The organism is Loktanella sp. IMCC34160 (assembly GCF_004145845.1).
Classification (GTDB): domain Bacteria; phylum Pseudomonadota; class Alphaproteobacteria; order Rhodobacterales; family Rhodobacteraceae; genus SELP01.
Genome location: NZ_SELP01000003.1, coordinates 512,747 through 536,145, shown reverse-complemented (window position 1 = coordinate 536,145; position 23,399 = coordinate 512,747). Strand labels below are relative to the sequence as shown.

Here is a 23,399-nt window from a genome sequence, read left to right as displayed (position 1 = left end):
CCGTCCTTTCGTTCTTACTGGAAGGCGCCTTCGGACCGGAGCCGTTCGGCGGCCTCGGCGTCGTACCACCAGAAGGACATCTCGCCCAGCGCAAATGGCGGCAGGTTTTCCGGGTGCCGGTACATGTCGTAATAGGCGACGGTGTGAACATCCTTGAACCACTGTGGGACCCAGAACCCTTCGCTGCGCAGCACGCGGTCCAGCGCATGGGTCGCGGTTGTCAGGTCATCGAGGGTTTGGGAGTCGATCACAGTCGTCAGCAGGCGATCCACCGCCGGGTTGCGCAGGCGCATCAGGTTGCGGCTGCTGTCGTCTGCGGTTTCGGAGCCATACCACTGGCGCAGGCCCACACCCGGTTCAAAGCCCATGCTGAAGCTGTGACTGACAAGGTCGAAATCCCCGCTCCGGCGACGTTCGATGTATTGCGGAACGTCGACACGGTCCATCGACGCATCAATGCCCAACGCCCGCAGGTTTTCGATATAGGGGTTGATGATCCGGTCGAAAGCCGGGCTGTAGTTCAGGACGACCAGTTTCAGCGGCACGCCATCCCGCGACCGCATCCCATCGTCCCCGGCGACCCAACCTGCTGCATCCAGCAGCTCCGACGCTGCCCGCAGATTGCCCCGGTCCAGCGACCGGGTGCCCGAGGTCGGGGCCATGACAGCCTCTGCCGTCAGGATCTCGGCGGGCAAAAGGCCCTCGTCCACCAACGGCTGCAGCAGGGCAATTTCTGCATCGGACGGGGTGCCCGTCGCCTCAAGATCGCTGTTTTCCCAGAATGAATTCACGCGTTCGTAAAGGCCGTAGAACAGCGCCTCGTTCGACCATTCAAAGTTGAACATCAGGGCGACCGCCGCGCGCACATCGGGGTCTTGCCAGACTTCCCGGTCAAGGTTGAACACCCAGGATTGTGCTGTTCCGATGTTGCCATCGGGCAATTCGACCTTTTGCACCCAGCCATTTTCAAGCGCCTGGAAGTCATAGCCCGTCGCCCATTGCAGCGAGGAGTTTTCATTGCGGAAGGTATATTCACCGACCTTGAAGGCCTCGAAGGCGGCAGAGCCGTCGGCGAAATACTCGACCCTGATCGTGTCGAAATTGTTCTGACCGACGTTCATCGGATGATCCGCGCCCCAGAAATTGGGGTTGCGACCGTAGACGAGTTGCCGCCCGATATCCACGCTGTCCAGCATATAGGCCCCGGTGCCGAGGAACGGCGCATCGGCCGCCTCGTCCAGCCGGACGCCCTGCTCCTCGAACCAGGATTTGGAGAAGACCGACGTGCCCCCGGCAAAGCTGATCACATCGCGGCGCGGCGCCTCTTCGGTAAAGGTGAACTTGATCTTGTAGTCGCCCAGAACCTCGACCTCGGACACGAAACCGGACACGACATTGCGGTATTCCGCGATGCCCTGCTCCATGAACAGGTTAAAGGTGAATTCCACGTCCGCCGCCGTCATCGGGCGGCCATCCGAGAAGGTCACGTCCTGACGCAGGTTGAAGATCACCCAGTCGCGGCTTTCGGGATATTCAATTGTCTCGCACAGGTAGCAGTAGACGCCATAGGGATCGTCCGCGGTGCCGATCATGATCGATTCCTGCGCAATCGTGGCCATGGTTGCGGCCACGCCTTCGCGGGCGAAGTTGTTGAAGCTGTCGAACGTGCCCTGCGCCCAGATGCTGATCTCGCCGCCCTTCGGTGCGTCCGGATTGACATAGTCCAGATGTGCGAAGTCAGCGGGATACTTCAGTTCGCCAAAGTTGGTGTAGCCGTGGCTGACCGTGACCTCCTCGTGCCCAGCGGCAAATGCCTGACCGGCGATCATCGCCAGACCAAGCAGCGCCCCCGCGCCGAACAGCCACGGCCGGGCGTCCACCCGGAGGGCCTTTGCCTGCGCCTTGGTTCTGGGGCGGTGCGGTTCGGGACGTTTCATTGCGCTCTCCTGATGGGGTCTTTGGGCATTGTTGCCTGCCAAGATAAAGCTAACGGGGGCGGTGTCACGCATTCAAGTTGAGAATGCGTGATCAAGCGGTGAATGGACCGTCACGGTGGGTGCGCGCGCAAAGAAAAAGGGCCGCACAGATGGTGCGGCCCCCAAAATTCTTTGCCTGATGCGCTGATCAGCCGCCGATGGTCGACAGATAGGCGATCAGGTTGGCGCGGTCTTCGATCTTCGGCAGACCGCGGAAGCTCATCTTGGTCCCCGGCGCAGCGCCCTTGGGGTCGGCCAGGAAGGTGTTCAGGTTTTCCGGTGTCCAGGTCTCGCCGACCTCAAGAAGGGCGCCGGAATAGGCGAAACCGTCGATCGCGTCGATCGGACGTCCGACGACGCCGTAAAGCGACGGGCCGGTGCCATTCTGGCCTTCTTCGAGAGCATGACAGGAGCGGCAGTTGCGCCACAGGCCTTCGCCCGCAGCCGCATCGGCCGAGGCAAACACTTCGGCAAAGTCCGGGCCTTCTTCGACAGCGGCTTCTTCGCCGCCGTGGTCAGCGCCTTCAACCTCGATCACATAGGCCTGTGCGTGTTCATCACCGTGGGCACCGCCACCGTGATACAGGGTTTCAGCAGCCCAGTTGCCGAAGAGGAAGACCAGAAGCGCGCCGCAAACGCCGGCCACCGCCTTGGTGAGGGTCATTGTGTCGAACATGTCGCGTTCCATCTCGTTCGCAGTTTCGCGGCTATGTATCCGGTTACGGCGGGGTCTTGCAAGCTATAGTACCGCGACTTATTGCCCTTTTTTCAGAACAACGTTTGGATGACCGTCATGACTGGCAAGATCGCATTTCAGGGGGAACTGGGCGCTTATGGCCATCAGGCCTGTATCGAAACGCGCCCGGGGCACGAACCCCTGCCCTGCCCGACCTTCGACGCCGCCATTGAAGCGGTGCGCAAGGGCGATGCCGAACTGGGCATGATCGCGGTGGAAAATTCGACCTATGGCCGGGTTGCCGACGTGCATCACCTGCTTCCGGAAAGCGGGCTGCATATCGTCGACGAAGCCTTTGTCCGGGTTCATATCAACCTGCTGGGTCTGCACGACGCGCGGGTCGAGGATATCGAAACCGCGCTAGGCCATGTGGTGATCCTGCCGCAATGCGCGGGCTTCCTGCGCGAACACGGCATCAGCCCGAAGGCCAGTTCTGACAACGCCCGCGCCGCGCGCGACGTGTCAGAGGGCGGCGACAAGACCAAGGCGGCGCTGGCGTCGGAACTCGCGGCCGAAATCTATGGGCTGAAGATCCTTGCACGCCATATCGAGGACCACGACCGCAACACCACCCGGTTCCTGATCATGGCCCGCGACCCTGACTATACCCGCCGGGGCAAGGCGGGGATGATGACCAGCTTCATCTTCCGGGTCCGCAATATTCCCGCCGCGCTTTACAAGGCGATGGGGGGCTTTGCGACCAACGGCGTCAACATGACCAAGCTGGAAAGCTATATGGTCGGCGGAAATTTCAACGCCACCCAGTTCTATGCCGAGATCGAAGGTCATCCCGACGACCGGAACGTTCAACTGGCCCTGGAAGAGCTGGATTATTTCACTGACCACATCCGGCTGATGGGGGTCTTCCCGGCATCGGCCCGTCGGCACGAAAAACCGCAGCGCTGATCAACTGCGGGCGGAATAGTCCTCTTCCACGTCTTCCGCGAAATCGGCGACCCGTGTCTTGAACTTGCGGTGCAGGTTGGTCTTGGCCAGCTTCAGCGACTGGATCAACAGACGGGCCGCAAGGGTCTTGGGCGTCATTTCGACCGAAAGGGTCAGACGGGTCCGACCCGGCGACAGGGGCACCAGTTCGACCACGGTCTGGCCCTGCAGCCCCCCGGATTCGAATTTGGCCGCGAACCCATTCGGCGGATCGAAATCCGCGATGACCGCCTCGGCTTTCCGGGGTCGACCACGGAATACGAACTCGACCCGCCAGGATGCGCCCTTGCCGACATCCTGCCCGACATCAAGACGATGAACCTCCACCCCGCGCCGCAGGGCGGACCGTTCGAAGCTCGCGAAATCCGTCGCGCGCCCGAACACATAGTCGATCGGCGCCTCGATATCCTCCCGCGTGCTGAGTTTCATCCTGCTCCCCCCATTTCTTGGTTTCTTAACCTTTCGGGTAGCCCTGGCCCACCTGTCAAGTCAACTGATCCGAGAGCCAGTTCCAAAGAAGGAAATGCGCGATGGAGCCTTTTCGCGCGGGCCGGATCTTGGGATGCTGACCAATGAAGGCCTTCGCGATCTCCTCTCGCGTTGCCCATAGCGCGTCTTCAAGCTCTGCCGGATCAAGGATGATCTCCTCGGTCAGGGCTTCGCCCTTGCAGCCGAACATCAGCGATGTGGGGAAGGCCCAGGGCTGACTGGCAAGGTAGTCGACCTGCCCGACCCTGATCCCGGCCTCTTCCAGGACCTCGCGCCTCACCGCGGCCTCGATCGGTTCGCCCGGTTCGACAAAGCCGGCAAGGCAAGAATACATCCCGTCCGGCCAGCCGGGCGACCGCCCGAGAAGGACAGAGTTGCCGCGGGTGATCAACATGATGACGACTGGGTCGGTCCGCGGGAAATGCTGACCGCCGCAGGTTGGGCAGTTTCGCTGCCATCCGGCCATGGCCATGGCACTCGGGGCGCCGCAGCGGGAACAAAACAAATGGGTTTCGTGCCAGCCAAAGATCGCCTTGGCGGTTGCGGCAAGTTCCGCATCCCGCGCGCCAAGGCTTGTCATGATCGACCGAAGCTCGGCAAAGACGGCGTCCTGCGGCGCATCGGGGTGTCGTTGCAGGGATGGATCAAGAAAGCCCGACGGGTCAGGGGTGCTGTCGGTGTCAGGAACCCAGCCGCTGATATCGGCGGCAAAGACCGCCCGGCCATGATCAAGGCCAAGGAAGATCATCGGGCTGGACGCGGCCCGGCAAAGCGCACTATCCAGACCAACCCGCGCCAGCGCCCCGCCGTCCGGCCCAACGACCAGCGGCTTGCCCCGCCAAAGAACGATCGCACGACTGTCCGGGTCGCGCCGAAGCGGGTCCAGACGCGTATCATCGCCGCGCAGATGTGCCGCACGATCAAGCCCGGACCCACCGAATGTGACTGTTTCCGCCTGTTTCATGGCCGACCTCTGGCACGTCACCGGAAAAAAGACAAACCCGAAAACCGAGGACAGGGCTTTCCAAACTCTCCCTATGGTTGTTAGGCTGGATGTTGGGAACGGGTTGGCAAAAAGGACAAGATCGTGGAACAGGTCCGCCATTTGAAAAGAGACCGAAAACAGAGAACCCGGGCGCAGTTACGCATTCTTGCGACGACGGACCTGCACGCGCATCTGATGCCCTACGACTATTTCGTCGACAAACCCGTGTCCCACTTCGGGCTGGCCATGACCGCCAGCCTTGTCCGGCAGATGCGGCGGGAAAGCCGGAATTGCCTATTGTTCGACAATGGCGATTTCCTTCAGGGCACGCCCTTGTCCGACCTTATCATCGAAACCCGGTCCAATGATCCCGATTGCCTTCACCCGTCCATCGCCGCGATGAACAGCCTTGGCTATGATGCGGCCTGCGTGGGAAACCATGAATTCAACTACGGGCTCGATATCCTTGATTGCGTGGCGCAGTCCGCACGGTTTCCCCTGTTGTCCGCCAACGTCTTGCGAAAGGTCGGCGCAACGCCGCTGGAGGACGAAACGCTTTTGCCGCCCTCTGTCATCCTAGACCGGACGATCGCCACGACAGAGGGGCGCTGGCTGCCGTTGCGGGTTGGGGTGATTGGCCTGACCCCGCCCCAGGTCATCGACTGGGATCGGCAGCGGCTTGCCAATACGCTCCAGACCCGGGACATGATCGAAGCGGCCCGGGCGCATGTCCCGGAACTGCGCCGGCGTGGGGCCGACATTGTCGTGGCGCTGTGCCATTCCGGGATCGGCGCGGAATGCCACAAACCCGGGATGGAGAACGCAATTGTTCCGCTGGCCGCCATTCCCGGCATAGACGCGATCATCGGGGGGCATACCCACCTTGTCTTTCCCGGACCCGCGATCCCGGCCTCTGGTCCGGTCGACCCGGTCCGCGGCACGATCCATGGCACGCCGGTGGTCATCGCCGGGTCGCTCGGGTCGCATCTTGGGGTGATCGACCTGACCCTTGAACGAACCGATTGCGTATGGTCCCCCCGAAAGGACACCTCGACGGCGGCATGGCCCATTGCCCGCCGCAAACAGGACAACAGCTTTGAACCGCTGGTTCCGACCGATCCGGACATCATTGCCTCGGTCAACGAGGCCCATGAAGTGACCCTTGCCCACATCCGGCGACCGATTGGCGAAACAGAGGTTCCGCTTCACAGCTATTTCTCGCGGGTCATGCCGGACCAGACCCTCGCCGTCATCGCCGATTCACAGCGCAGCGTGATGCAGGATCTGCTTGCGGGCAGCGCCTTCGAACACCTGCCGCTTGTCATCGCCGTTGCGCCCTTCAGGGCCGGCGGGTTGACCGGCGTGGACAACTATGTCGACATCGCGCCCGGCCCTCTGACCCTGCGCAATGCTGCCGAACTCTATCCCTATCCCAACACAATCTGCGCGGTCGAGGTATCGGGTGCGGCGCTCTTGGAGTGGCTGCTGCAAACCACGGATTGCTTCCGTCAGGTTGCTACGGGACAAGCCGACGCACTGCTTCTGAACGAAGACCTGCCCAGCTATACCTTCGATACCTTCGACGGGATCGACTACCGGATCGACGTCGCGGCGCCAGTCGGCTCTGCCCAGCGGATTCGCGATCCGAAGATCAATGGGCAGCCCCTTGCGCCCAATGCACGGATCATCGTTGCGGCGTCGAGCTACCGGGCCGGGGGTGGCGGCGATTTCGGGATGCTGGGTCAGGCAAACGTCATCCGCGAAACCCGGACCGCGGCCCGCGACATCCTGATCAACCACATTCGCAGGTCCGGCCCGATCAATCCGGCGCCGCGGGACGGGTGGCGGCTGGCCGCAGTGGCAAAAAGCAGCGGGCTTTTCCTGTCCAACCCGCGGGCCAGAAGGTGCACTGCGACCAACAGCACACATGTTATCGACCGCGTTGGCGCTGGGCCGGAAGGGTTCGACTGGTTTCGATTGAAGCTTTGACGTTTTGGGCGGATAACGGGCAAAGCCCCGCCCCAAGATGGACCTGCCGCCGTGTTTCGTTTTCTTGTCGTTCTTGTCCTTGTCCTGATCGCCGCAGCCGCCCTGACCCGTCCCGGACCGGAAACTGTGGAAACCGCCATTGGCGCGATGATTCGGTCAGAAATCGAAGCGGGCAGCCTTGACGATATTCAGGATCCCGTTGCCGCGCTTTTGTTCGCGGCCTGCAAGGCGGATGCCAACGCCTGCGCCGATCTGGCCCGGCTGGGCCTGTCCGTCGGCTATGTCGACCGAAAGCTGTTCGCGCAGGTCAATGTCGCGGGCTACGGCCGCAGCGCCAACTGCCTTGCCGCCTTTACGCAGGTCTTCTGCCCGTCGGGCCTTCGCCGCTAGCCGGGTTGCGCGGGCCTGCGTCCCGCCTTATATGCAGGATCGAGAGGTTGGCGCGGGCGAGCGCCTCGCCAACCCGGTCAGGTCCGGAAGGAAGCAGCCGCAACGAGCCCCGCTTGGGTCGCTGTCCAGCCTCTCACCTAGAAACGCCAATTGGACGGAGGACGATCATGGAGAATGTGACCTGCCTCCGGGCCGCGCCGTCGAAGTGACCCGCGCCGCCCGATGTGACCATCGCTGTGTCCGCACAGCCAAACCTCACACGTTCAAGGGCTTTCCGAATTGACCCGATTTTCCCTTTCCGACCTTGGATGGTCGGCCCATTTCGCCCGTCAGCTCGACGCTGACGAAACCGCAACCCCCGTGCGACTGACCGCGGTCAACCGGCGCGATGTCGAAGGGCTTGGCCCGGACGGGCCGGTGACCCTGGTGACCCCGATGGAAACCGGCGCCTATGCCGTCGGTGACTGGGTCTTGTCTGAAGGCGGCCGCGCCACGGCCCTTTTGGACCGGTCCACGATGATTCAGCGCCGCGCCGCCGGGCACGAGGTCAAAGGCCAGCTGATCGCCGCAAATGTCGATACGCTGGGGATCGTCACCAGTTGCAACGCCGATTTCAACCCGGCGCGACTGGAACGCTACCTTGCCATGGCCGCTGCCGCGGGCTGTCTGCCGCTGATTGTCATGACCAAGGCCGACGAGGCTGAAGACCCTGCCGACTATGTCCGCCGGGCAGAGGCACTGTCGCCCCTTGTGACCGCCTTGGCCATTGACGCCCGCGACCCGGAGGAGGTGAAGCGCCTCGTGCCGTGGTGCAAGGATGGCCAGACGCTGGCCCTTGTCGGATCGTCCGGGGTCGGCAAGACCACGATTCAGAATTGTCTGACCGGGATAGAGGACGCGACACAGGGCATCCGCGAAGACGATGCCAAGGGGCGCCACACCACGACATCGCGCGCGCTGCGCCCGACCTTGTTCGGCGGGTGGCTGATCGACACGCCCGGGATGCGCGAATTGCGCCTGACCGAGGCCGCCGAGGGGATAGATGCGGTCTTCGCCGATATTGCCGATCTGGCGCTGGAGTGCCGGTTCAGCGACTGCAAGCACGAGACCGAACCGGGATGTGCCATCCGCGCGGCAATCGACGCAGGGAGTTTGGACGAAGCGCGTTACGAGCGCTGGCAGAAACTGTCCCGCGAAGACCAGTACAACACCGAAACCGTCGCCGAATCCCGCGCCCGCTATCGCAAGCTGAACAAGCTTTACAAGACCGGCAAGGCGCGGGGCGACGCCAAGCGGCGCTAGGCCGCGAAGTCGCCCCTAGTATAGCCCTGAACATACAAAAGGGCCGTCAGATCGCCGTGGTTGATCCGCACATCGCATTGGGCCTGCACGCTGGGTTTGGCGTGCAGGGCCACGCCCGTGCCCGCGCGTGTCAGCATCCCCAGATCATTGGCCCCATCCCCCACGGCAAGCACATCGGTGTCGGACAGTCCCAGACGGGCGGTGATCTCTTCCAACGCCTGCACCTTCGCCTCGCGGCCAAGGATCGGCATCCCGACCTTGCCCGTCAGCTTGCCGTTTTCGGTCAGCAGCGTGTTGGCGCGGTTTTCGTCGAACCCAAGATCCGCCGCCACCCTTGCGGTGAAGGATATAAACCCACCAGACACCAGCGCCGCATAGGCGCCATTCGCCTTCATCGTCGCCAAGAGCGCGCGCCCGCCCGGCATATGGGTAATCCGGGTTTTCAGAACATGGTCGATGATCGCCTCATCCAACCCCGCCAAAAGACCGACCCGTTCAATCAGCGCCCCTTCGAAGTCCAACTCACCATTCATGGCCCGGGCCGTGATCTCGGCCACGCGCGGGCCGACGCCCGCCTCGGCGGCCAGTTCATCAATGCATTCCTGCTGGATCATGGTGCTGTCCATATCCGCCAGAAGCATCTTCTTGCGCCGCCCTTCGGCGGGCAGGATCACTAGGTCCACCCGCTGATCCTGAAGACTGGCCCAGATCTCCTCGGCATTGCCGGGAACTTGCGGAATTCCGAATTCCGCCGCCTCATCGACGGAAAGCCAACGGGCCTCTCCCCCGCCCCAGGCATTGCGCAGGGAGTCGACCAACGCGGGATCGAGTGTGGGTTTGGCGGGGTTGGTCAACAGGGTGACGATATGCGAATGGGTCATTGTGTTCTTTCTTCAGCCCAAGTCGGTCAGGCGCGCAAGCATCGGGGCCCGCTGTTGTTCTATGCGAGCGACAAAATCGGCGTTTTCGGCCCGGAATTGCTCGGCGAAACTGCGCCCCTTGCTGCCGGACAGTTTCCGGTGCTTTTCGACGATTTCGACGCCGGGGTCCAGATCAACCCCCAGATGCCCGGCCATTGCCGCAAGGACAGCCATCGGCGGGTGGGCGATACTCTGTTCATAGCTCAGCCGCAGCGGTTGCAGCCCTTCCCGACGAAACAGCGCCTCGGTCCGGGTCTCCATCCAGCGCAGAAACCGGATGATCCGCCGGATCGCACGCGGGTCGTAGACAAATCGTGCCTCCGCATCGGCTTCGATCGCCGCGGTCGCCGCAGTCGCGTGCCCCAACCGGGTCTGCCGCATCCGGCTGATCGACACCGCCTGCGCAACGATATCTTCGCGGTACAGCCATATGACGTGGGTGGGTTCCACCGCGTCGAGGAACCTATGCCCTGTGCGGAACCGCGACAGGATCTGGGAATAGGTAATCTGGCACCCGAATGTCCCATCGTGATTCCGGGCCCGGCACAGAAGGTCAATGTAGTCGCCCATACTCTGCGCGCCATAGTGCACCGCGATCTTGGGAAGGAGGGCGGGGTTGAAAATTTCGCCCGGCCGGCCAAGCACCTTTGTCTGATCCGCAAGTTCCGTCAGACGTGACGATCCACTGCGCGGCGTAAAGAACATGGCATAGCGGCGTTCCGGCGCAGGCATGGCAAGGACCTGGGCGCGGTAGTCGGGCTTTTGCGGAATCTCCCGGAACGGGTCCGACAGCGACTCGGTCAGTTTTTTCAACACCCAGTTCACGCCGTGTCCCGCCTTCCCGAATGCGGATGCAAGTTTCCGATCGTAGTCGCCAAGGGTCGCTTTTCGCGCCTCAACCGGCGGTCTAGCGGCATTTTGCCCGTTGTGAAAGACCTCTGCCCCCCGTATCTCCGGCCTTGGGACACCCCTCCCCAACGAGGGGCGAATATCTGAGAGGGTATCAGATAATGGCTTTGACCAAACCGGCTGCGCGCCCGGAAAATCCGCGCTTTTCTTCTGGCCCCTGTGCCAAACCCCCCACATGGAATCTTGCCGCGCTTGGCGACGCACCGCTGGGCCGGTCGCACCGTGCCGCCGTCGGCAAGGCCAAGCTGAAAGAGGCGATCGACCTGACCGCCGAAATCCTTGGGGTTCCCTCCGACTACCGGATCGGCATCGTTCCTGCCTCTGACACAGGCGCCGTCGAAATGGCGATGTGGTCGCTCTTGGGCGAGCGGCCCGTGGAAATGGTCGCTTGGGAAAGTTTTGGGGCTGGCTGGGTCACCGATGTGGTCAAGCAGCTCAAGATCGAGGCAACCGCCCACACCGCCGACTATGGCGATATCGTCGATATGTCGTCGCTCAACTACGACAACGATGTGGTCTTCACCTGGAACGGCACCACCTCGGGCGTGCGTGTGCCGTCGGGCGAAGTCATCCCGTCGGACCGCAAGGGCCTGACCATCTGCGACGCGACCAGCGCCGCCTTTGCGCAGGATCTGCCCTGGGACAAGCTGGATGTGGTGACCTTCTCCTGGCAGAAGGTCATGGGCGGTGAAGCGGCCCACGGTATGCTGATCCTCAGCCCCCGCGCGGTCGAACGGCTGGAAAGCTATACCCCCGCTTGGCCGATGCCCAAGATTTTCCGCATGACCAAGGGCGGCAAGCTGATCGAAGGCATCTTCCGGGGTGAGACCATCAACACCCCGTCGATGCTGGCAGTCGAGGATTACCTGTTCGCGCTGAAATGGGCCAAGTCCATCGGCGGGCTGGACGCCTTGATCCACCGGGCCGATGCGAACGCCCGCGCCGTCTGGAATTTCTGCGCCAGCCGCGACTGGATCGCCAACCTTGCCAATGACAAGGCCACCCGGTCCAACACCAGCGTCTGCCTGAAGTTCACCGACGACCGGATCACCGATGGTGCGGCCTTTGCCAAGGCGGTTGCCAAGCGGCTGGAGGCGGAAAACATCGCGTTGGATATCGGTGCCTACCGCGACGCCCCCGCCGGACTGCGGATCTGGTGCGGTGCCACCGTGGAAACCGCCGATATCGAGGCGATGCTGCCCTGGCTCGAATGGGCCTTTGCCGCCGAGATCGAAGCGCAGTCCGACGCTGCATGACGCGTAAGGTGGGCCTTGGCCCACCCTACCCCCTCACCCGTGAATCGCAAGGTGGGTTTCAACCCACCCCCGCCCAATGAAAGGACCAGACATGGCCCCCCGCGTACTTATTTCCGACAAGCTGTCCGAAGCCGCCGTCCAGATCTTCCGCGATCGCGGCATCGAGGTGGATTTCCAGCCTGAACTTGGCAAGGACAAGGACAAGCTTCTTGAAGTCATCGGCCAATATGACGGCCTTGCCATCCGTTCGGCCACAAAGGTGACCGAAAAGATCATCGCCGCCGCCGACAACCTCAAGGTCATTGGCCGGGCCGGGATCGGGGTCGACAACGTCGACATTCCCGAGGCTTCGAAGAAGGGGATCATCGTGATGAACACCCCCTTCGGCAACATGATCACCACCGCCGAACATGCCATCGCAATGATGTTCGCCGCCGCCCGCCAGATCCCCGAGGCCAGCGCCTCGACTCATGCGGGCAAATGGGAAAAGTCGAAGTTCATGGGGGTCGAACTGACCGGCAAGACCCTTGGCGTGATCGGCGCAGGTAACATCGGGTCGATCGTCTGCAACCGCGCCCTTGGCCTGAAAATGAAGGTCGTCGCCTACGACCCCTTCCTGTCCGAAGAGCGCGCCACCGAAATCGGCGTGGAGAAGGTGGATCTGGAAGAGCTGCTGAAGCGGGCCGACTTCATCACCCTGCATGTGCCGCTGACCGATCAGACCCGCAACATCCTCAGCCGCGAGAACCTTGAAAAGACCAAGAAGGGCGTTCGCGTCATCAACTGCGCCCGTGGCGGTCTGGTAGACGAAGCCGCCCTTGCCGACCTGCTGAAGTCCGGCCATGTCGCCGCCGCCGCCTTCGACGTCTTTGCCGAGGAACCGGCCAAGCAAAACCCGCTGTTCAACCTGCCCAACGTGGTTTGCACCCCGCACCTTGGCGCGGCCACGACCGAAGCGCAGGAAAACGTCGCCCTTCAGGTCGCCGAGCAGATGGCCGACTACCTGCTGACGGGCGCGGTGCAAAACGCGCTGAACATGCCCTCCGTCACCGCCGAAGAGGCCAAGGTCATGGGCCCCTGGATCAAGCTCTCGGGCCATCTGGGCAACTTCATCGGCCAGATGACGGACGAGCCGATCAAGGCGATCAACATCCTGTTTGACGGTGAAGCTTCCGAGATGAACCTCAAGGCCCTGACCGCCGCGACCATCGCCGGGATCATGAAGAAGACGAACCCGGACACGAACATGGTATCGGCCCCGGTCATGGCCAAGGAACGCGGCGTCCAGATTTCCACGACCAAGCAGGACCAGTCCGGCGCCTTCGAAGGCTATGTGAAGGTCACGGTCGTCACGGCCGAGCGGGAACGCTCCATCGCGGGCACCGTATTCAGCGATGGCAAGCCGCGCTTTATCCAGATCAAGGGCATCAACATTGATGCCGAGGTCGGTGCGAACATGCTTTACACCACCAACGAGGACGTGCCGGGCATCATCGGCACGCTTGGCCAGACCATGGGCGAAAATGGCGTCAACATCGCCAACTTTACCCTTGGCCGCGCCGCCCGGAATGGCGAGGCTATCGCGCTTCTTTATGTCGACGATCCGGTGCCGGCCCCGGTCATTGCCAAGCTGGAGGCAACCGGCATGTTCCGACAGATCAAGCCGCTGACCTTCGACGTGGCCTGATCCATCCCAGACCCTTGACCGAGCCGCCCAGACCGGGCGGCTCGTGTCGTTTTCAGGCGACCCGTTTTCGACCCGCTGATGTCGTGACAGTGTCAGACCGCGCTGCCCGCTCGCGCGACCCTCAGGCATTGACCTGCCGGAGGGCGACATGGCCTATCAACCCCGATTCACCGCCCTTCTGGACGAGCTTGCCGCCGTCTACCGCGCCGAAGGGCGTTCGGAAGGCGCCGCTGCCGCCGACGCGCTGACCCAGACTGCCATCGACATGCCCGTCACCCCGTCAGCCTGTGCCTTTGACCTGGGCATCCGGACCTGTCTGGCCGGGTCGGACCATCCGGCCGCGCGGGCCGCGCTTGCCGCCCATGACCTGATCGACTGGAGCGTGAACCCGGTCGAAGATCGGATGACCGTTACAGCCGCCGCCATCATCGCTGTCGCGACGCTGATGGGGCCAGAGGGCCCGATTCCTTGCCCCGATCACCGGCTCGGCCTCGTCTATATGGCGCCGAACAGCTACTACGGCCTGCACAATCACGACGCGGATGAAACCTATGTCATCCTTGCCGGGTCGGCGATTTGGACGGCGGGCGACGACACGCGGCACCGGCCCGCGGGGGACATGATTCACCATCCATCCCTGATGCCGCACGCGTTCCGCACCGGCCCCGAAGGCTTTGTCGCCCTGTGGCGGTGGAGCGGTGACATCAACACCCATTCCTACCGGTTCCTGCCGGACCCGCAGGTCGAGGCGCAGGCCTGATCTGGCTGCAAGGCTGCCTTGATCCGGGCGCCGTTCCCCCGCTCTCCGCCCCGTGCTATTGCGGCCCGGAAAGGCGGGCCCAATGATCTATGCAATCGGCGACATCCACGGACAGAAGACTCAGATGGACCGGGCGCTTGCGCTGATTGGTGCGGATGGCGGCACCGGGGCAGAGGTGGTCTTTGTCGGCGATTACACCGACCGTGGCCCGGACACGCGCGGCGTGATCGACGCCTTGATCGCCGGCGTTGAGGCGGGCCGGAACTGGACCGTGCTGCGGGGCAACCACGACCGGATGTTCACCCGCTTTGTCCGCGACGGGGTCATCGACGACCCGCAGATCGCGTCGGGCAAGGGCTGGCTCCACCCCGCTCTGGGTGGCCGCGATACACTGCGGTCCTACGGGGTGACCCTGCCCGATACCGACGCCGAAATCCGCGACCCCGGCCTTGTCGAGGAGATCGCGAAAGAGGCTCGCGCCAAGGTCCCCGAAACCCACCTCGATTTTCTGGAAAGCCGCCCGCTGTGGCACCGGGCCGAGGCGGCAATCTTTGTCCATGCGGGCATTCGCCCAGGTATCGAGATGGCCGATCAGGAGGAAGACGACCTGATCTGGATTCGCAACGGATGGCTGGAGGATACGCGCGATCATGGCAGCATGGTCGTGCATGGTCACACGGCGCTGGATCACCCGGCCCACCATGGCAACCGGATCAACATCGACGGCGGGGCGGGCTATGGCCGTCCGTTGGTGCCCGTTCATTTCGACGGCAGCGACTGGCACACGGTTCACGAAGCTGGCCGATCCCTTCTGTGGCCCAGCGCGGAATGAGCTGGACCTACGATCACACTCAGCTTGCCATCCCCAAGGGCGGCGAGGACGACGCGCGCGCCTTCTGGGTCGGTATCCTTGGCATGACAGAGCTTCCGAAACCCGAAGCCTTGGCCGGTCGCGGTGGGCTTTGGCTGCGGGCGGGAGAGGTCGAACTGCACCTTGGCGTGGAAGAACCGTTTAGCCCCGCGCGCAAGGCGCATCCCTGTTTCCGGGTGCCTGACCTTGACGACATCGCCAGAAGGCTTGTCGTGGAGGGGCATGAGGTCAGGTGGGATACGGCCCTGACAGATCGCCGGCGGTTCTTCACCGACGATCCCTTCTGCAACAGGATTGAATTTACCTGATCCCTATTCGGGGTGCGTCGCGACGCATTGCTGGATGGTGGCCTGCGCCGTGCGTTCGGCGGCGGCCCGACGCGCTTGCAGATCGGCCAGCTTTGCCCGTTCCTCGGCCACGTTGATGGCCACGGGTTCCTGCCGGTCAACAACGCGGGTCTTCTGGCAGGGGAAGCTGAAGGTCGATCCATCCTCGTTCGTTCCCCGGCACACTTCGGTGACGACCTGAACATCCTGCACCGTCGCCAGCGCATAGCCGCGGCTGATGTTGCCTTGGGTCACGGCGATCTGTTGATCCAGAAGCACCACGTGGCGGCGCGCATCGTTGATACAGGCCTCGCGCGGGGTGGCGCAGGCGGCAAGGATGCCAAGAACAGGCAGGATCAAAAGGGTCTTACGCATGGGAACTCTCCGTGACAGCAACTGCGACCACCGGGCAGTGGAAGCCTGCCCCAATGAATGCTAGAGGGCGTGGTTATACAATATCAAGGACAGCCGACCATGACCGAGACCGCGATGCAGACCGAAAAGGCGACCGCTTCCAATTGGTTCCGACAGCTTCGGGATGACATCGTGGCGGCCTTCGAGGCACTGGAGGACAGCCAGTCCGAAGGCCCGTTCGCGGACCTGCCCGCAGGCCGGTTCGAGGTGACGGAAACCAAACGGGCCAGCGACGACGGGTCCGATGCCGGCGGCGGGCTGATGAGCGTGATGCGCGGCGGCCGGGTGTTCGAAAAGGTCGGGGTCAATGTGTCCACCGTCTATGGCACCCTTGGCAAGGCCGCGCAGCAGGCAATGGCCGCTCGTGGCGTGCCGGGGATCGAAGCCGACCCGCGGTTCTGGGCCTCTGGCATTTCGCTGGTCGCGCATATGCAGAACCCGCATACCCCTGCGGTGCACATGAACACCCGCATGTTCTGGACCCCCGGCGCGTGGTGGTTCGGGGGCGGGTCCGACCTGAACCCCTGCATCGAATACGCCGAGGACACCGCGCATTTCCATGCGGTCCAGAAACAGCACCTCGACCCGCATGGGGCAGACCTTTACCCTCGCCTGAAGGATTGGGCTGACGAATATTTCTATGTCCCGCACCGGGGCCGCGCCCGTGGTGTTGGCGGCATCTTCATGGATGACCACTGCACCGGCGACTGGGAAAAGGACTTTGCGTTGACGCAGGACATTGGCCGCGCCTTCCTGCCCGCCTTCCTGCCGGCCACCGAGCGGCGGCGGAACACCCCCTGGTCCGAGGCCGACAAGGATACCCAACTGGTGCATCGCGGCCTTTATGCCGAATACAACCTTGTCTACGACCGGGGCACGAAATTCGGGTTGGCGACCGGGCATGACGCGAATGCCGTTCTGATGTCCCTGCCGCCGTTGGCCAAATGGATCTAGCGGGGCTGCCGCTTGTCACGGTTGGGGCTTTCGCCCTGACCTCGGCGCTGATCGAACTCACGCCGGGGCCGAACATGGCCTATCTTGCGCTGGTCGCCGCGACCGAGGGGCGCAGGCCGGGAATGTCGGCCGTCGCGGGCGTGGCGCTTGGGCTTGGTCTGGTGGGGATCGCCGCCGCGCTTGGGCTTGCGGCGGTCATTTCGTCCTCCGATGTGCTCTATCAGACTTTGCGCTGGGGCGGCGTGATTTACCTGCTTTGGCTGGCCTGGGATGGCTGGCGCGGGGCGGGCGAAGATATCGAGCACGCACCCCTTGGGTCGACCCTTGCACGGTATTTCCGGCGCGGGCTGATCACCAACCTGCTGAACCCGAAGGCCGCGGTCTTCTACGTTGCCGTTCTGCCCGGGTTTGTCCTGCCCAGCGGGAATGTTACCGGGCAGACCCTGACCCTGTCCGCGATTTATGTCGGGGTGGCGACCGGCATTCACGCGACGATCGTCCTGCTGGCAGGTACGGCAAGGGTACTACTGGACGATCCATATCGAAGCATGGTCGTCCGAAAGACCCTTGCCGTGGCGCTTGCCCTCGTCGCTGTCTGGTTCGCCTGGAAGACGGCCTGACGCGAGGCGGGCTGCCACACTGCCGACTAGTGGCTTTCCAGAAACGCCCGGTAGGTCGCCATGTTTTCGAACCGGGCGTATCCGAAGTTCGTATCGCCGTAGACCGTGCCGTCGTTCAGCAGCGCATAGGCGAACCGGCCTTCACGCCCGACCCGAACCGGGTCCGGGATCGGGATCGGCAAACTACTGAACGCGCCGGGAAGACGACGTGGATCGACCATCGTGATATTCGGCGAGGGAAGGGGCACAGGTAAAACCATGTAAGGGTCACCAAGGCGTGGCGTCTGCGTGCCGATCTGCCCGGACTGACCAAGGGCATTCGGATTGATTGCCAAGGGCGCATCCGGATCGACATAGGGTATCTCGATCGGCGTCGCGCCGACCGAAGGGGGCAGACGAATTGTATCGGCAAGGGCGGCCCCGCCAACCATCGCGAACGTCGCGGCAAGGCAAATCATGCGTGGAACATACATCGTGATCCTCCTTCTATGGATCAGCAGATGATACGTCCGGAAATGCCATCGCGCCTTGACCCGGGCCAACGCGCGTTTGGCCGGTTCGCGGTATAATTGAGGGTTTGCCTGAACAGGAGAACTGGCGCGAACGGCCCTAGGTGGACCGCACCGTGTCGATCATCAACTGCACGTTTTCGGGGTCCGCGTCCGGGGTGATCCCGTGGCCGAGGTTGAAGATGTGTGGCCCGTTCGACAGGGCATCGACGATCCGGCGGGTTTCCCGGACAAGATCATCGCCCCCGGTCACCATATGCGAGGATTTCAGGTTGCCCTGAACGCATCCGCCGGTCTGCACGTTCGCCGCCGCCCAGGCCGCCGTGACCCCGTCATCCAGCGCGATGCAATCCGCACCGATCGCCTGATGCAGCCCGGCATAGCGTTCGCCCGCCCCGCGCGGGAAGGCGATGACCGGGGTATCGGGGTGCCGTTCTTTCATCGCAGCGGTGATCTTGCGCGCGGGTTCAACGGCGAAATCGTGGAAATCCGCGCCCTTCAGGCTCCCGGCCCAGCTGTCGAAAATCTTCACGACCTCGGCCCCTGCGTCGACCTGCGCCGAAAGGTAATCCACGGTCGCATCGGTCAGCAGATCAATGATGCCCTGAAAGGTCGCACGATCCGCATCCTTGAGCGCGTGGGCCGGGCCCTGATCCGGCGTGCCGCGCCCGGCGATCATATAGGTGGCCACGGTCCAGGGCGCCCCGGCAAAGCCGATCAGCGTGGTTTCCCTAGGCAGTTCCCGAGACAGGATGCGCACGGTTTCATAGACGGGCGACAGGGTGTCATGGATCGCCTCTTTGGGCTTCAGCGCGGCCAGTTCGGCACCGGTGGTCACGGTGGACAGACGCGGCCCTTCGCCGGTCACGAACCACAGATCGGTGCCCAACGCCTGCGGCAACAGAAGAATATCGGCAAACAGGATCGCCGCGTCGAACCCGTAGCGGCGGATCGGCTGCAAGGTCACTTCGGCCGCAAGGTCCGGATTGTAGCACAGGGATAGAAAATCCCCCGCCTGTGCGCGGGTGGCCCGGTATTCCGGCAGGTAGCGACCCGCCTGCCGCATCATCCAGATCGGCGGGGTGGGCAGCGTTTCACCCGCTAGGGCGCGAAGGATGGTTTTCTGGGTCATTGGAGCCTCGTGCAACTTGGCATGGGTGGTCCCAAGTGCCGCAGGTGTTGTCAAGCCATTGTAGGGGGCAATGGGCGCGGCTAGAAAGCGCATATGACATTGGAATTGCCCTCTCCCGCCTCGCCCTTCCGGATCGGAACCCGTGGTTCGCCGCTGGCCCTTGCCCAGGCGCATGAAACCCGTGACCGGCTGGCTGCGGCCTTTTCCCTGCCGCCCGAGGCGTTCGAGATCGTCGTGATCAAGGTGCGTGGCGATGACCGGTCGCTGATCGCCAGCGACACGCCGCTGAAGGCCATCGGCAACAAGGGGCTGTTCACCCGAGAGATCGAGGATGCGCTTCTGGACGGGTCGATCGACATCGCCGTGCATTCGATGAAGGACATGCCGGTGGACCAGCCCGACGGGTTGCTGCTGAACTGCTACCTGCCGCGCGAAGACGTGCGCGACGCCTTTGTCTCGCCGACCGTGGCTGGCCTTGCCGATCTGCCCGAAGGCGCAACAGTTGGCACCTCGTCGCTGCGGCGGCGGGCGCAGCTTCTGGCGCGGCGGCCGGACCTGAACGTGGTTGAATTCAGGGGCAACGTTCAAACCCGGTTGAAGAAACTGGACGATGGTGTGGCGACCGCGACCTTCCTTGCCATGGCCGGGCTGAACCGGTTGGGGATGGCGGATGTACCCGCAACCCCGATCAGCGAGGACGACATGCTTCCGGCCGTGGCGCAGGGGGCAATTGGCATCGAACGGCGCAGAACCGATAGCCGCGCCGCCGGGATGCTGGAGGCGATCCACGACACCCCAACCGGCCTGCGCCTGTCTGCCGAACGGGCGTTCCTTGCCCGGCTCGACGGGTCGTGCCAGACCCCCATCGGCGGGCTGGCAACGCTGGACGGCGGAACCCTGCGCCTGCGGGGCGAAATCCTGCGCGTGGACGGATCCCAGGTGCTGTCGGACGACCAAGACTGTGCTGTCGAGGATGCCGTTCCAATAGCCGAGGAAATGGCCCGCAAGCTTCTGGAACGTGCCGGGCCCGACTTCTTCTAGTTCGGGCGGAACCGGTCCAGCCGGATGATCGCCGCCATGGCAAGGATTGAAATCGCCGCCGCGATCCACGGCACGATGCCATATCCATAGACCCATGTTCCGAAGGCGAAAATCGCCGCCCCCGTGCCTTCGGCCACCGCCCGCTGCAGGGCAATCAGGGACGATCCGGCCCCTGCCCGCGTGCCCAGCAAATCCTGCAAGTAACCGACTGCCAGCGCATAGATCATCGCGCCCCCGGCCCCGGCGGGCAGGATCAGCAGCCAGACCAGCGGCGACCCGGCCAACAGCGGCAGGCCCACAAGGTATATCCCATAAAGGATCACGCCGACCGTGATGATATGCAGGCGCCGCCAGCGGGCGCGCAGGATTCCGATCATCATCATCACCGCGAATTCGATGGCGACAAAGGCCCCGAAGAACAGCGCCACATCGCCCGCCCCCTGTCCGTCCGCGCGGGCAAATATCAGGCCCAGCACGATGCCAGAGGCAGAGGCGCCGACATGGATCAGCCCGATCAGGGCGACCCGGACGATGACCGCGGGGTCGGCGATCTCGGCCAGTGATCCCCGCAGGGTCAAGCCCGATTTCCTGTCTTCCCAAGGGGCGTTCGCATCGTCGGGCCAACCCCGATAGATCACCGCCACCATGATCAGGGCCAGCACACTGCCCGCGCCATAGACCGAAAGAAGGGACGCCCCCGACCCGACCAGCCACCCCCAGATCGGCAAGACAAAGATGAAGGGCACAGCGAAGAAGGCCCGGACGTTGGCCACCGCCGCGTCCCTGTCGGCGGCAGGAAGGTTTCCGGCCGCAAGCCGAGCCAGGGCGAACAACTGTCCAAAAAGCGTCACCATCAGCGGCAACAGGAAGCCGTGAACCGCCAGAAACATCGGGGCAGAGGGGGCCAGCCACATCAGGATGTTGCCAAGCGCCAGACCGCCCGCCACCGCCAGCCCCGCCTTGCGCCGCCACGGGCGCTGGTCGGTGACCACGCCGATCCAAAGCGATGCAATCGTGCCCACGACAAGCCCCAGAAAAAGGATCGCCGCGAATTGCCCATCCGCCACGCCCAGTCGCTCGATGGCGATCAGCGACTGATAGGTGCCAATGGGCGCGGCCATCGCCCCGGACAGGACCGTGGCCCAGAACACCATGCGAAGAACCGGGTTGGCGAAATACTGGCGCAGATGATGGGTCATTCCGGCAGGACCTTGCCGGGGTTCAGGATGCCCTTGGGATCAAGCGCCGCCTTGATCGCCCGCATCACGTCAAGCGCGAGAGGATCCTTGCGGCGGCGCATCGACGACAGTTTGGACAGGCCAATCCCGTGTTCAGCCGAAAAAGACCCGCCAAGCGTTTCAACCACGTCTTCGACGGCCTCCATCAGCCGATCCTGAAGACCTTTGTCATCGTCCCCGGGATACATGGAGTAATGAATGTTCCCATCGCCCAGATGGGCAACCGCCAGATCGGCGCAGCCGGGTTTGATCGCCTCGATCCGGGGGCGGACCATGTCGAAGAACACCGCGACCTTGTCGAGCGGAAGGGCGATGTCGGTGTCGACAAAGGGCATCCAGCCATGGGCGATCTCTGCGGCGGCCTCGCGGCGGGCCCACATCTCGCGCCGCTGCGCCTCGTTCTGGGCGATGATGGCATCCAACAGGGTCCCGTCTTCCATCATCTCGGCAAGAACCGTTTCCAGATGGGCCACGACCGGAATCTGCCCGTCGTCACCTGCGGTCGCATCACGGGGGGCCGTCGCGCCGACCTCGATCAGGATGTTGACGTCATGGCGCTGTTCGAACGGGGGTTTTACCCCTTCGATTACCTCAAGATGCCGGTCGATGTAGCCGCGCGGCATGTATTCAAACGCTTCGACCGCGCCGCCGGTTTCGTCCTGCACCCGGTTGAGCAACCCAAGGGCATCGGCAAGCGAGGGCAGCGCGACCATGGCGGTGGCATAGGCGCGGGGCTTGGGCCGCAGCTTCAGCACGGCGGCGGTGATCACACCCAGCGTCCCTTCGGACCCGATCATCAGGTGGCGCAGGTTGAAACCGCTGTTGTCCTTGTGCAGTTCGCTCATCAGGTTCATCACCCGACCGTCGGCCAGAACCACCTCGAGCCCCAGACACAGGTCGCGGGTATTGCCGTAGCGCAGAACATTGGACCCGCCCGCATTGGTGCCCAGAACCCCGCCGATCATCGCCGACCCGCGCGCGCCGAAGGTCAGGGGAAAGATCAACCCCTCGGCCTCTGCCGCGTCATGCAGGGATGAAAGAATGACACCGGCCTCGACGATGGCGATCCGGCCGTCGGGCCGGATTTCGCGGATCTTGTTCATGCGATCAACAGAAAGAACCAGTGCGCCATCGGCCTTCAGCCCGCCGACAAGGCCGGTTCGGCCCGCGGCGGGGACCACCGGGGTCCCCGTGTCATTGGCGATCCTGAGGATGGCGGAAACTTCGGCCGTGGTCGCTGGACGCAACACCGCGATAGGGTCGCTCGGGTAGGCCATGGTCCAATCCGAAAGCCACGGCCCACGGTCATCGCCCGTCAGGACATTGGCCGGTCCGATCACGTTGCCAAGCTGTTCAAGAAGGTCCATCGCCGCCACCCAAACGCAGTTTGGTCAAGTGCTACCCCCAGCAGGCGGCGGGGAAAAGCGGCATCGGTCGTATGGGCGCAGAAAGCGGCCAGGCAGGTGTGGTTTTTCTCTTGACCTCCCCGGCGGTGCGGCTTACTTGCACCGCGTCTGGCGGAGTAGCTCAGTTGGTTAGAGCAGCGGAATCATAATCCGCGTGTCGGGGGTTCAAGTCCCTCCTCCGCTACCATCCTTCCCTACAGGAGATTGGCCCAAGACCCGCGCCGCGTGCTGCGCCGAGGCGGATCATTGCGTCGCGCTGTTCGATGCCCGACTGCCACTGCAGTCCGGACCACAACGGGACTAGGGCCATTCAAGCCGGGACGAGGGTTCCAGCGGCTCAAGCCGGGCGGACAGGCGGTTTCGATAAAGCGCCTTGCGCCGCGCCATGCGGCGGCGGACCTCCTTGCCGATCGCCTCATCGAGAAATTCGGCGACGGTCATACCATCTTCGGCGGCGGTGTCCCGCAGGGCGGCCTCGACATCGGGGGCGAGGAAAGTGGTGATTCGAATTGCTTTCATGGGGAAAGGATCGCCTTGGCAGGCT

24 protein-coding genes, 1 tRNA gene and 1 other RNA gene are annotated in these 23,399 nt (G+C 63.5%); 14 read left to right on the top strand and 12 right to left on the bottom strand.

All coding sequences use genetic code 11. The features are described from left to right. Positions 1-14: 14 nt before the first annotated feature. Complete coding sequence (locus EU803_RS10820) at positions 15-1,937, bottom strand: extracellular solute-binding protein (protein WP_129682651.1); 1,923 nt, start codon at positions 1,935-1,937, stop codon at positions 15-17. 187 nt (positions 1,938-2,124) lie between these two features. Continuing rightward, positions 2,125-2,652 carry a cytochrome c family protein gene (locus tag EU803_RS10815; protein ID WP_129682649.1) on the bottom strand — a complete coding sequence of 176 codons (528 nt, stop codon included), beginning with the start codon at positions 2,650-2,652 and terminating at the stop codon, positions 2,125-2,127. Positions 2,653-2,769: 117 nt separating this feature from the next. Here EU803_RS10815 and EU803_RS10810 point away from each other — a divergent pair, with 117 nt between their 5' ends. Next, entirely contained in the window at positions 2,770-3,618 is an 849-nt protein-coding gene (locus EU803_RS10810) for a prephenate dehydratase (protein WP_129682647.1), read from the top strand. Here EU803_RS10810 and EU803_RS10805 read toward each other — a convergent pair whose 3' ends face one another. Together EU803_RS10805 and nudC are read right to left on the bottom strand one after the other, a co-directional pair. Further along, on the bottom strand, positions 3,619-4,086 hold the full coding sequence (locus tag EU803_RS10805) for an SRPBCC family protein (protein WP_129682645.1): 468 nt from the start codon (positions 4,084-4,086) through the stop codon (positions 3,619-3,621). It lies immediately after the preceding gene. 55 nt (positions 4,087-4,141) lie between these two features. Continuing rightward, positions 4,142-5,110, bottom strand: coding sequence for an NAD(+) diphosphatase (gene nudC / locus EU803_RS10800; protein WP_129682643.1), 969 nt, complete (start codon positions 5,108-5,110; stop codon positions 4,142-4,144). Positions 5,111-5,233: 123 nt separating this feature from the next. Between nudC and EU803_RS10795 the strand changes: the two genes are divergently transcribed. From EU803_RS10795 to rsgA, 4 genes are all read left to right on the top strand, one after another. After that, positions 5,234-7,120 carry a bifunctional 2',3'-cyclic-nucleotide 2'-phosphodiesterase/3'-nucleotidase gene (locus EU803_RS10795; protein ID WP_165352819.1) on the top strand — a complete coding sequence of 629 codons (1,887 nt, stop codon included), beginning with the start codon at positions 5,234-5,236 and terminating at the stop codon, positions 7,118-7,120. Between the two features lie 51 nt (positions 7,121-7,171). Next, complete coding sequence (locus tag EU803_RS10790; RefSeq protein ID WP_129682639.1) at positions 7,172-7,510, top strand: hypothetical protein; 339 nt, start codon at positions 7,172-7,174, stop codon at positions 7,508-7,510. Positions 7,511-7,550: 40 nt separating this feature from the next. Then, positions 7,551-7,649, top strand: an RNA gene (ffs, locus tag EU803_RS10785) — signal recognition particle sRNA small type. A 140-nt stretch (positions 7,650-7,789) separates the two neighbouring features. Continuing rightward, positions 7,790-8,812, top strand: coding sequence for a ribosome small subunit-dependent GTPase A (gene rsgA / locus EU803_RS10780; protein ID WP_129682637.1), 1,023 nt, complete (start codon positions 7,790-7,792; stop codon positions 8,810-8,812). On the opposite strand, the gene serB is transcribed toward rsgA, so the two are convergent. Next, positions 8,809-9,693: a phosphoserine phosphatase SerB gene (serB, locus tag EU803_RS10775; protein ID WP_129682635.1), complete on the bottom strand. Its 885-nt coding sequence runs from the start codon at positions 9,691-9,693 to the stop codon at positions 8,809-8,811. The two genes, rsgA and serB, sit on opposite strands and share 4 nt — an antisense overlap. A gap of 12 nt (positions 9,694-9,705) precedes the next feature. Next, positions 9,706-10,545 carry a Stf0 family sulfotransferase gene (locus EU803_RS10770; RefSeq protein WP_165352818.1) on the bottom strand — a complete coding sequence of 280 codons (840 nt, stop codon included), beginning with the start codon at positions 10,543-10,545 and terminating at the stop codon, positions 9,706-9,708. Positions 10,546-10,742: 197 nt separating this feature from the next. Between EU803_RS10770 and EU803_RS10765 the strand changes: the two genes are divergently transcribed. The 5 genes from EU803_RS10765 (at position 10,743) to EU803_RS10745 (ending at position 15,523) form a co-directional block, all read left to right on the top strand. Beyond that, positions 10,743-11,897, top strand: coding sequence for a phosphoserine transaminase (locus EU803_RS10765; protein ID WP_129682630.1), 1,155 nt, complete (start codon positions 10,743-10,745; stop codon positions 11,895-11,897). A 91-nt stretch (positions 11,898-11,988) separates the two neighbouring features. Continuing rightward, positions 11,989-13,584, top strand: coding sequence for a phosphoglycerate dehydrogenase (gene serA / locus EU803_RS10760; RefSeq protein WP_129682628.1), 1,596 nt, complete (start codon positions 11,989-11,991; stop codon positions 13,582-13,584). Between the two features lie 148 nt (positions 13,585-13,732). Continuing rightward, entirely contained in the window at positions 13,733-14,344 is a 612-nt protein-coding gene (locus EU803_RS10755) for a dimethylsulfonioproprionate lyase family protein (protein WP_129682627.1), read from the top strand. Positions 14,345-14,426: 82 nt separating this feature from the next. Then, positions 14,427-15,176 carry a metallophosphoesterase family protein gene (locus tag EU803_RS10750; protein ID WP_129682625.1) on the top strand — a complete coding sequence of 250 codons (750 nt, stop codon included), beginning with the start codon at positions 14,427-14,429 and terminating at the stop codon, positions 15,174-15,176. Continuing rightward, entirely contained in the window at positions 15,173-15,523 is a 351-nt protein-coding gene (locus EU803_RS10745; protein ID WP_129682623.1) for a glyoxalase, read from the top strand. The genes EU803_RS10750 and EU803_RS10745 overlap by 4 nt, the downstream gene beginning before the upstream one ends. Before the next feature lie 3 nt (positions 15,524-15,526). Here the strand turns inward: EU803_RS10745 and EU803_RS10740 are convergent, their stop codons facing one another. Then, positions 15,527-15,916, bottom strand: coding sequence for a hypothetical protein (locus EU803_RS10740; RefSeq protein ID WP_129682621.1), 390 nt, complete (start codon positions 15,914-15,916; stop codon positions 15,527-15,529). A gap of 99 nt (positions 15,917-16,015) precedes the next feature. Between EU803_RS10740 and hemF the strand changes: the two genes are divergently transcribed. Then, a complete protein-coding gene (gene hemF / locus EU803_RS10735; protein ID WP_129682619.1) occupies positions 16,016-16,909 on the top strand; it encodes an oxygen-dependent coproporphyrinogen oxidase in 894 nt (297 codons plus the stop codon). Then, positions 16,900-17,529: a LysE family translocator gene (locus tag EU803_RS10730; protein ID WP_129682617.1), complete on the top strand. Its 630-nt coding sequence runs from the start codon at positions 16,900-16,902 to the stop codon at positions 17,527-17,529. The genes hemF and EU803_RS10730 overlap by 10 nt, the downstream gene beginning before the upstream one ends. Positions 17,530-17,555: 26 nt before the next feature. On the opposite strand, the gene EU803_RS10725 is transcribed toward EU803_RS10730, so the two are convergent. Together EU803_RS10725 and hemE are read right to left on the bottom strand one after the other, a co-directional pair. Continuing rightward, positions 17,556-18,002, bottom strand: coding sequence for a hypothetical protein (locus EU803_RS10725; protein ID WP_129682615.1), 447 nt, complete (start codon positions 18,000-18,002; stop codon positions 17,556-17,558). A gap of 136 nt (positions 18,003-18,138) precedes the next feature. Further along, entirely contained in the window at positions 18,139-19,170 is a 1,032-nt protein-coding gene (hemE, locus tag EU803_RS10720) for a uroporphyrinogen decarboxylase (RefSeq protein WP_129682613.1), read from the bottom strand. Positions 19,171-19,263: 93 nt separating this feature from the next. Here hemE and hemC point away from each other — a divergent pair, with 93 nt between their 5' ends. After that, positions 19,264-20,211: a hydroxymethylbilane synthase gene (gene hemC / locus EU803_RS10715; RefSeq protein ID WP_129682612.1), complete on the top strand. Its 948-nt coding sequence runs from the start codon at positions 19,264-19,266 to the stop codon at positions 20,209-20,211. On the opposite strand, the gene EU803_RS10710 is transcribed toward hemC, so the two are convergent. Next, positions 20,208-21,410, bottom strand: coding sequence for an MFS transporter (locus EU803_RS10710; protein WP_129682610.1), 1,203 nt, complete (start codon positions 21,408-21,410; stop codon positions 20,208-20,210). The two genes, hemC and EU803_RS10710, sit on opposite strands and share 4 nt — an antisense overlap. Then, on the bottom strand, positions 21,407-22,816 hold the full coding sequence (locus EU803_RS10705) for an FAD-binding oxidoreductase (protein WP_129682608.1): 1,410 nt from the start codon (positions 22,814-22,816) through the stop codon (positions 21,407-21,409). The genes EU803_RS10710 and EU803_RS10705 overlap by 4 nt, the downstream gene beginning before the upstream one ends. A 149-nt stretch (positions 22,817-22,965) precedes the next feature. Between EU803_RS10705 and EU803_RS10700 the strand changes: the two genes are divergently transcribed. Beyond that, positions 22,966-23,042 (top strand) — tRNA-Met (locus tag EU803_RS10700). 113 nt (positions 23,043-23,155) lie between these two features. Here the strand turns inward: EU803_RS10700 and EU803_RS10695 are convergent. Continuing rightward, positions 23,156-23,374: a hypothetical protein gene (locus EU803_RS10695; protein ID WP_129682606.1), complete on the bottom strand. Its 219-nt coding sequence runs from the start codon at positions 23,372-23,374 to the stop codon at positions 23,156-23,158. Positions 23,375-23,399: the final 25 nt, after the last annotated feature.

Bases quoted from the DNA above. Each gene is read 5' to 3' on its own strand.
- nudC (WP_129682643.1), bottom strand. From the start codon at position 5,110: ATGAAACAGGCGGAAACAGTCACATTCGGTGGGTCCGGGCTTGATCGT.
- hemF (WP_129682619.1), top strand. From the start codon at position 16,016: ATGACCGAGACCGCGATGCAGACCGAAAAGGCGACCGCTTCCAATTGG.
- EU803_RS10705 (WP_129682608.1), bottom strand. From the start codon at position 22,816: ATGGACCTTCTTGAACAGCTTGGCAACGTGATCGGACCGGCCAATGTC.
- EU803_RS10805 (WP_129682645.1), bottom strand. From the start codon at position 4,086: ATGAAACTCAGCACGCGGGAGGATATCGAGGCGCCGATCGACTATGTG.
- serA (WP_129682628.1), top strand. From the start codon at position 11,989: ATGGCCCCCCGCGTACTTATTTCCGACAAGCTGTCCGAAGCCGCCGTC.
- hemE (WP_129682613.1), bottom strand. From the start codon at position 19,170: ATGACCCAGAAAACCATCCTTCGCGCCCTAGCGGGTGAAACGCTGCCC.
- EU803_RS10710 (WP_129682610.1), bottom strand. From the start codon at position 21,410: ATGACCCATCATCTGCGCCAGTATTTCGCCAACCCGGTTCTTCGCATG.
- hemC (WP_129682612.1), top strand. From the start codon at position 19,264: ATGACATTGGAATTGCCCTCTCCCGCCTCGCCCTTCCGGATCGGAACC.
- EU803_RS10745 (WP_129682623.1), top strand. From the start codon at position 15,173: ATGAGCTGGACCTACGATCACACTCAGCTTGCCATCCCCAAGGGCGGC.
- EU803_RS10820 (WP_129682651.1), bottom strand. From the start codon at position 1,937: ATGAAACGTCCCGAACCGCACCGCCCCAGAACCAAGGCGCAGGCAAAG.
- EU803_RS10750 (WP_129682625.1), top strand. From the start codon at position 14,427: ATGATCTATGCAATCGGCGACATCCACGGACAGAAGACTCAGATGGAC.
- EU803_RS10725 (WP_129682615.1), bottom strand. From the start codon at position 18,002: ATGTATGTTCCACGCATGATTTGCCTTGCCGCGACGTTCGCGATGGTT.
- EU803_RS10765 (WP_129682630.1), top strand. From the start codon at position 10,743: ATGGCTTTGACCAAACCGGCTGCGCGCCCGGAAAATCCGCGCTTTTCT.
- EU803_RS10810 (WP_129682647.1), top strand. From the start codon at position 2,770: ATGACTGGCAAGATCGCATTTCAGGGGGAACTGGGCGCTTATGGCCAT.
- EU803_RS10695 (WP_129682606.1), bottom strand. From the start codon at position 23,374: ATGAAAGCAATTCGAATCACCACTTTCCTCGCCCCCGATGTCGAGGCC.
- EU803_RS10740 (WP_129682621.1), bottom strand. From the start codon at position 15,916: ATGCGTAAGACCCTTTTGATCCTGCCTGTTCTTGGCATCCTTGCCGCC.
- serB (WP_129682635.1), bottom strand. From the start codon at position 9,693: ATGACCCATTCGCATATCGTCACCCTGTTGACCAACCCCGCCAAACCC.
- EU803_RS10730 (WP_129682617.1), top strand. From the start codon at position 16,900: ATGGATCTAGCGGGGCTGCCGCTTGTCACGGTTGGGGCTTTCGCCCTG.
- EU803_RS10815 (WP_129682649.1), bottom strand. From the start codon at position 2,652: ATGTTCGACACAATGACCCTCACCAAGGCGGTGGCCGGCGTTTGCGGC.
- EU803_RS10755 (WP_129682627.1), top strand. From the start codon at position 13,733: ATGGCCTATCAACCCCGATTCACCGCCCTTCTGGACGAGCTTGCCGCC.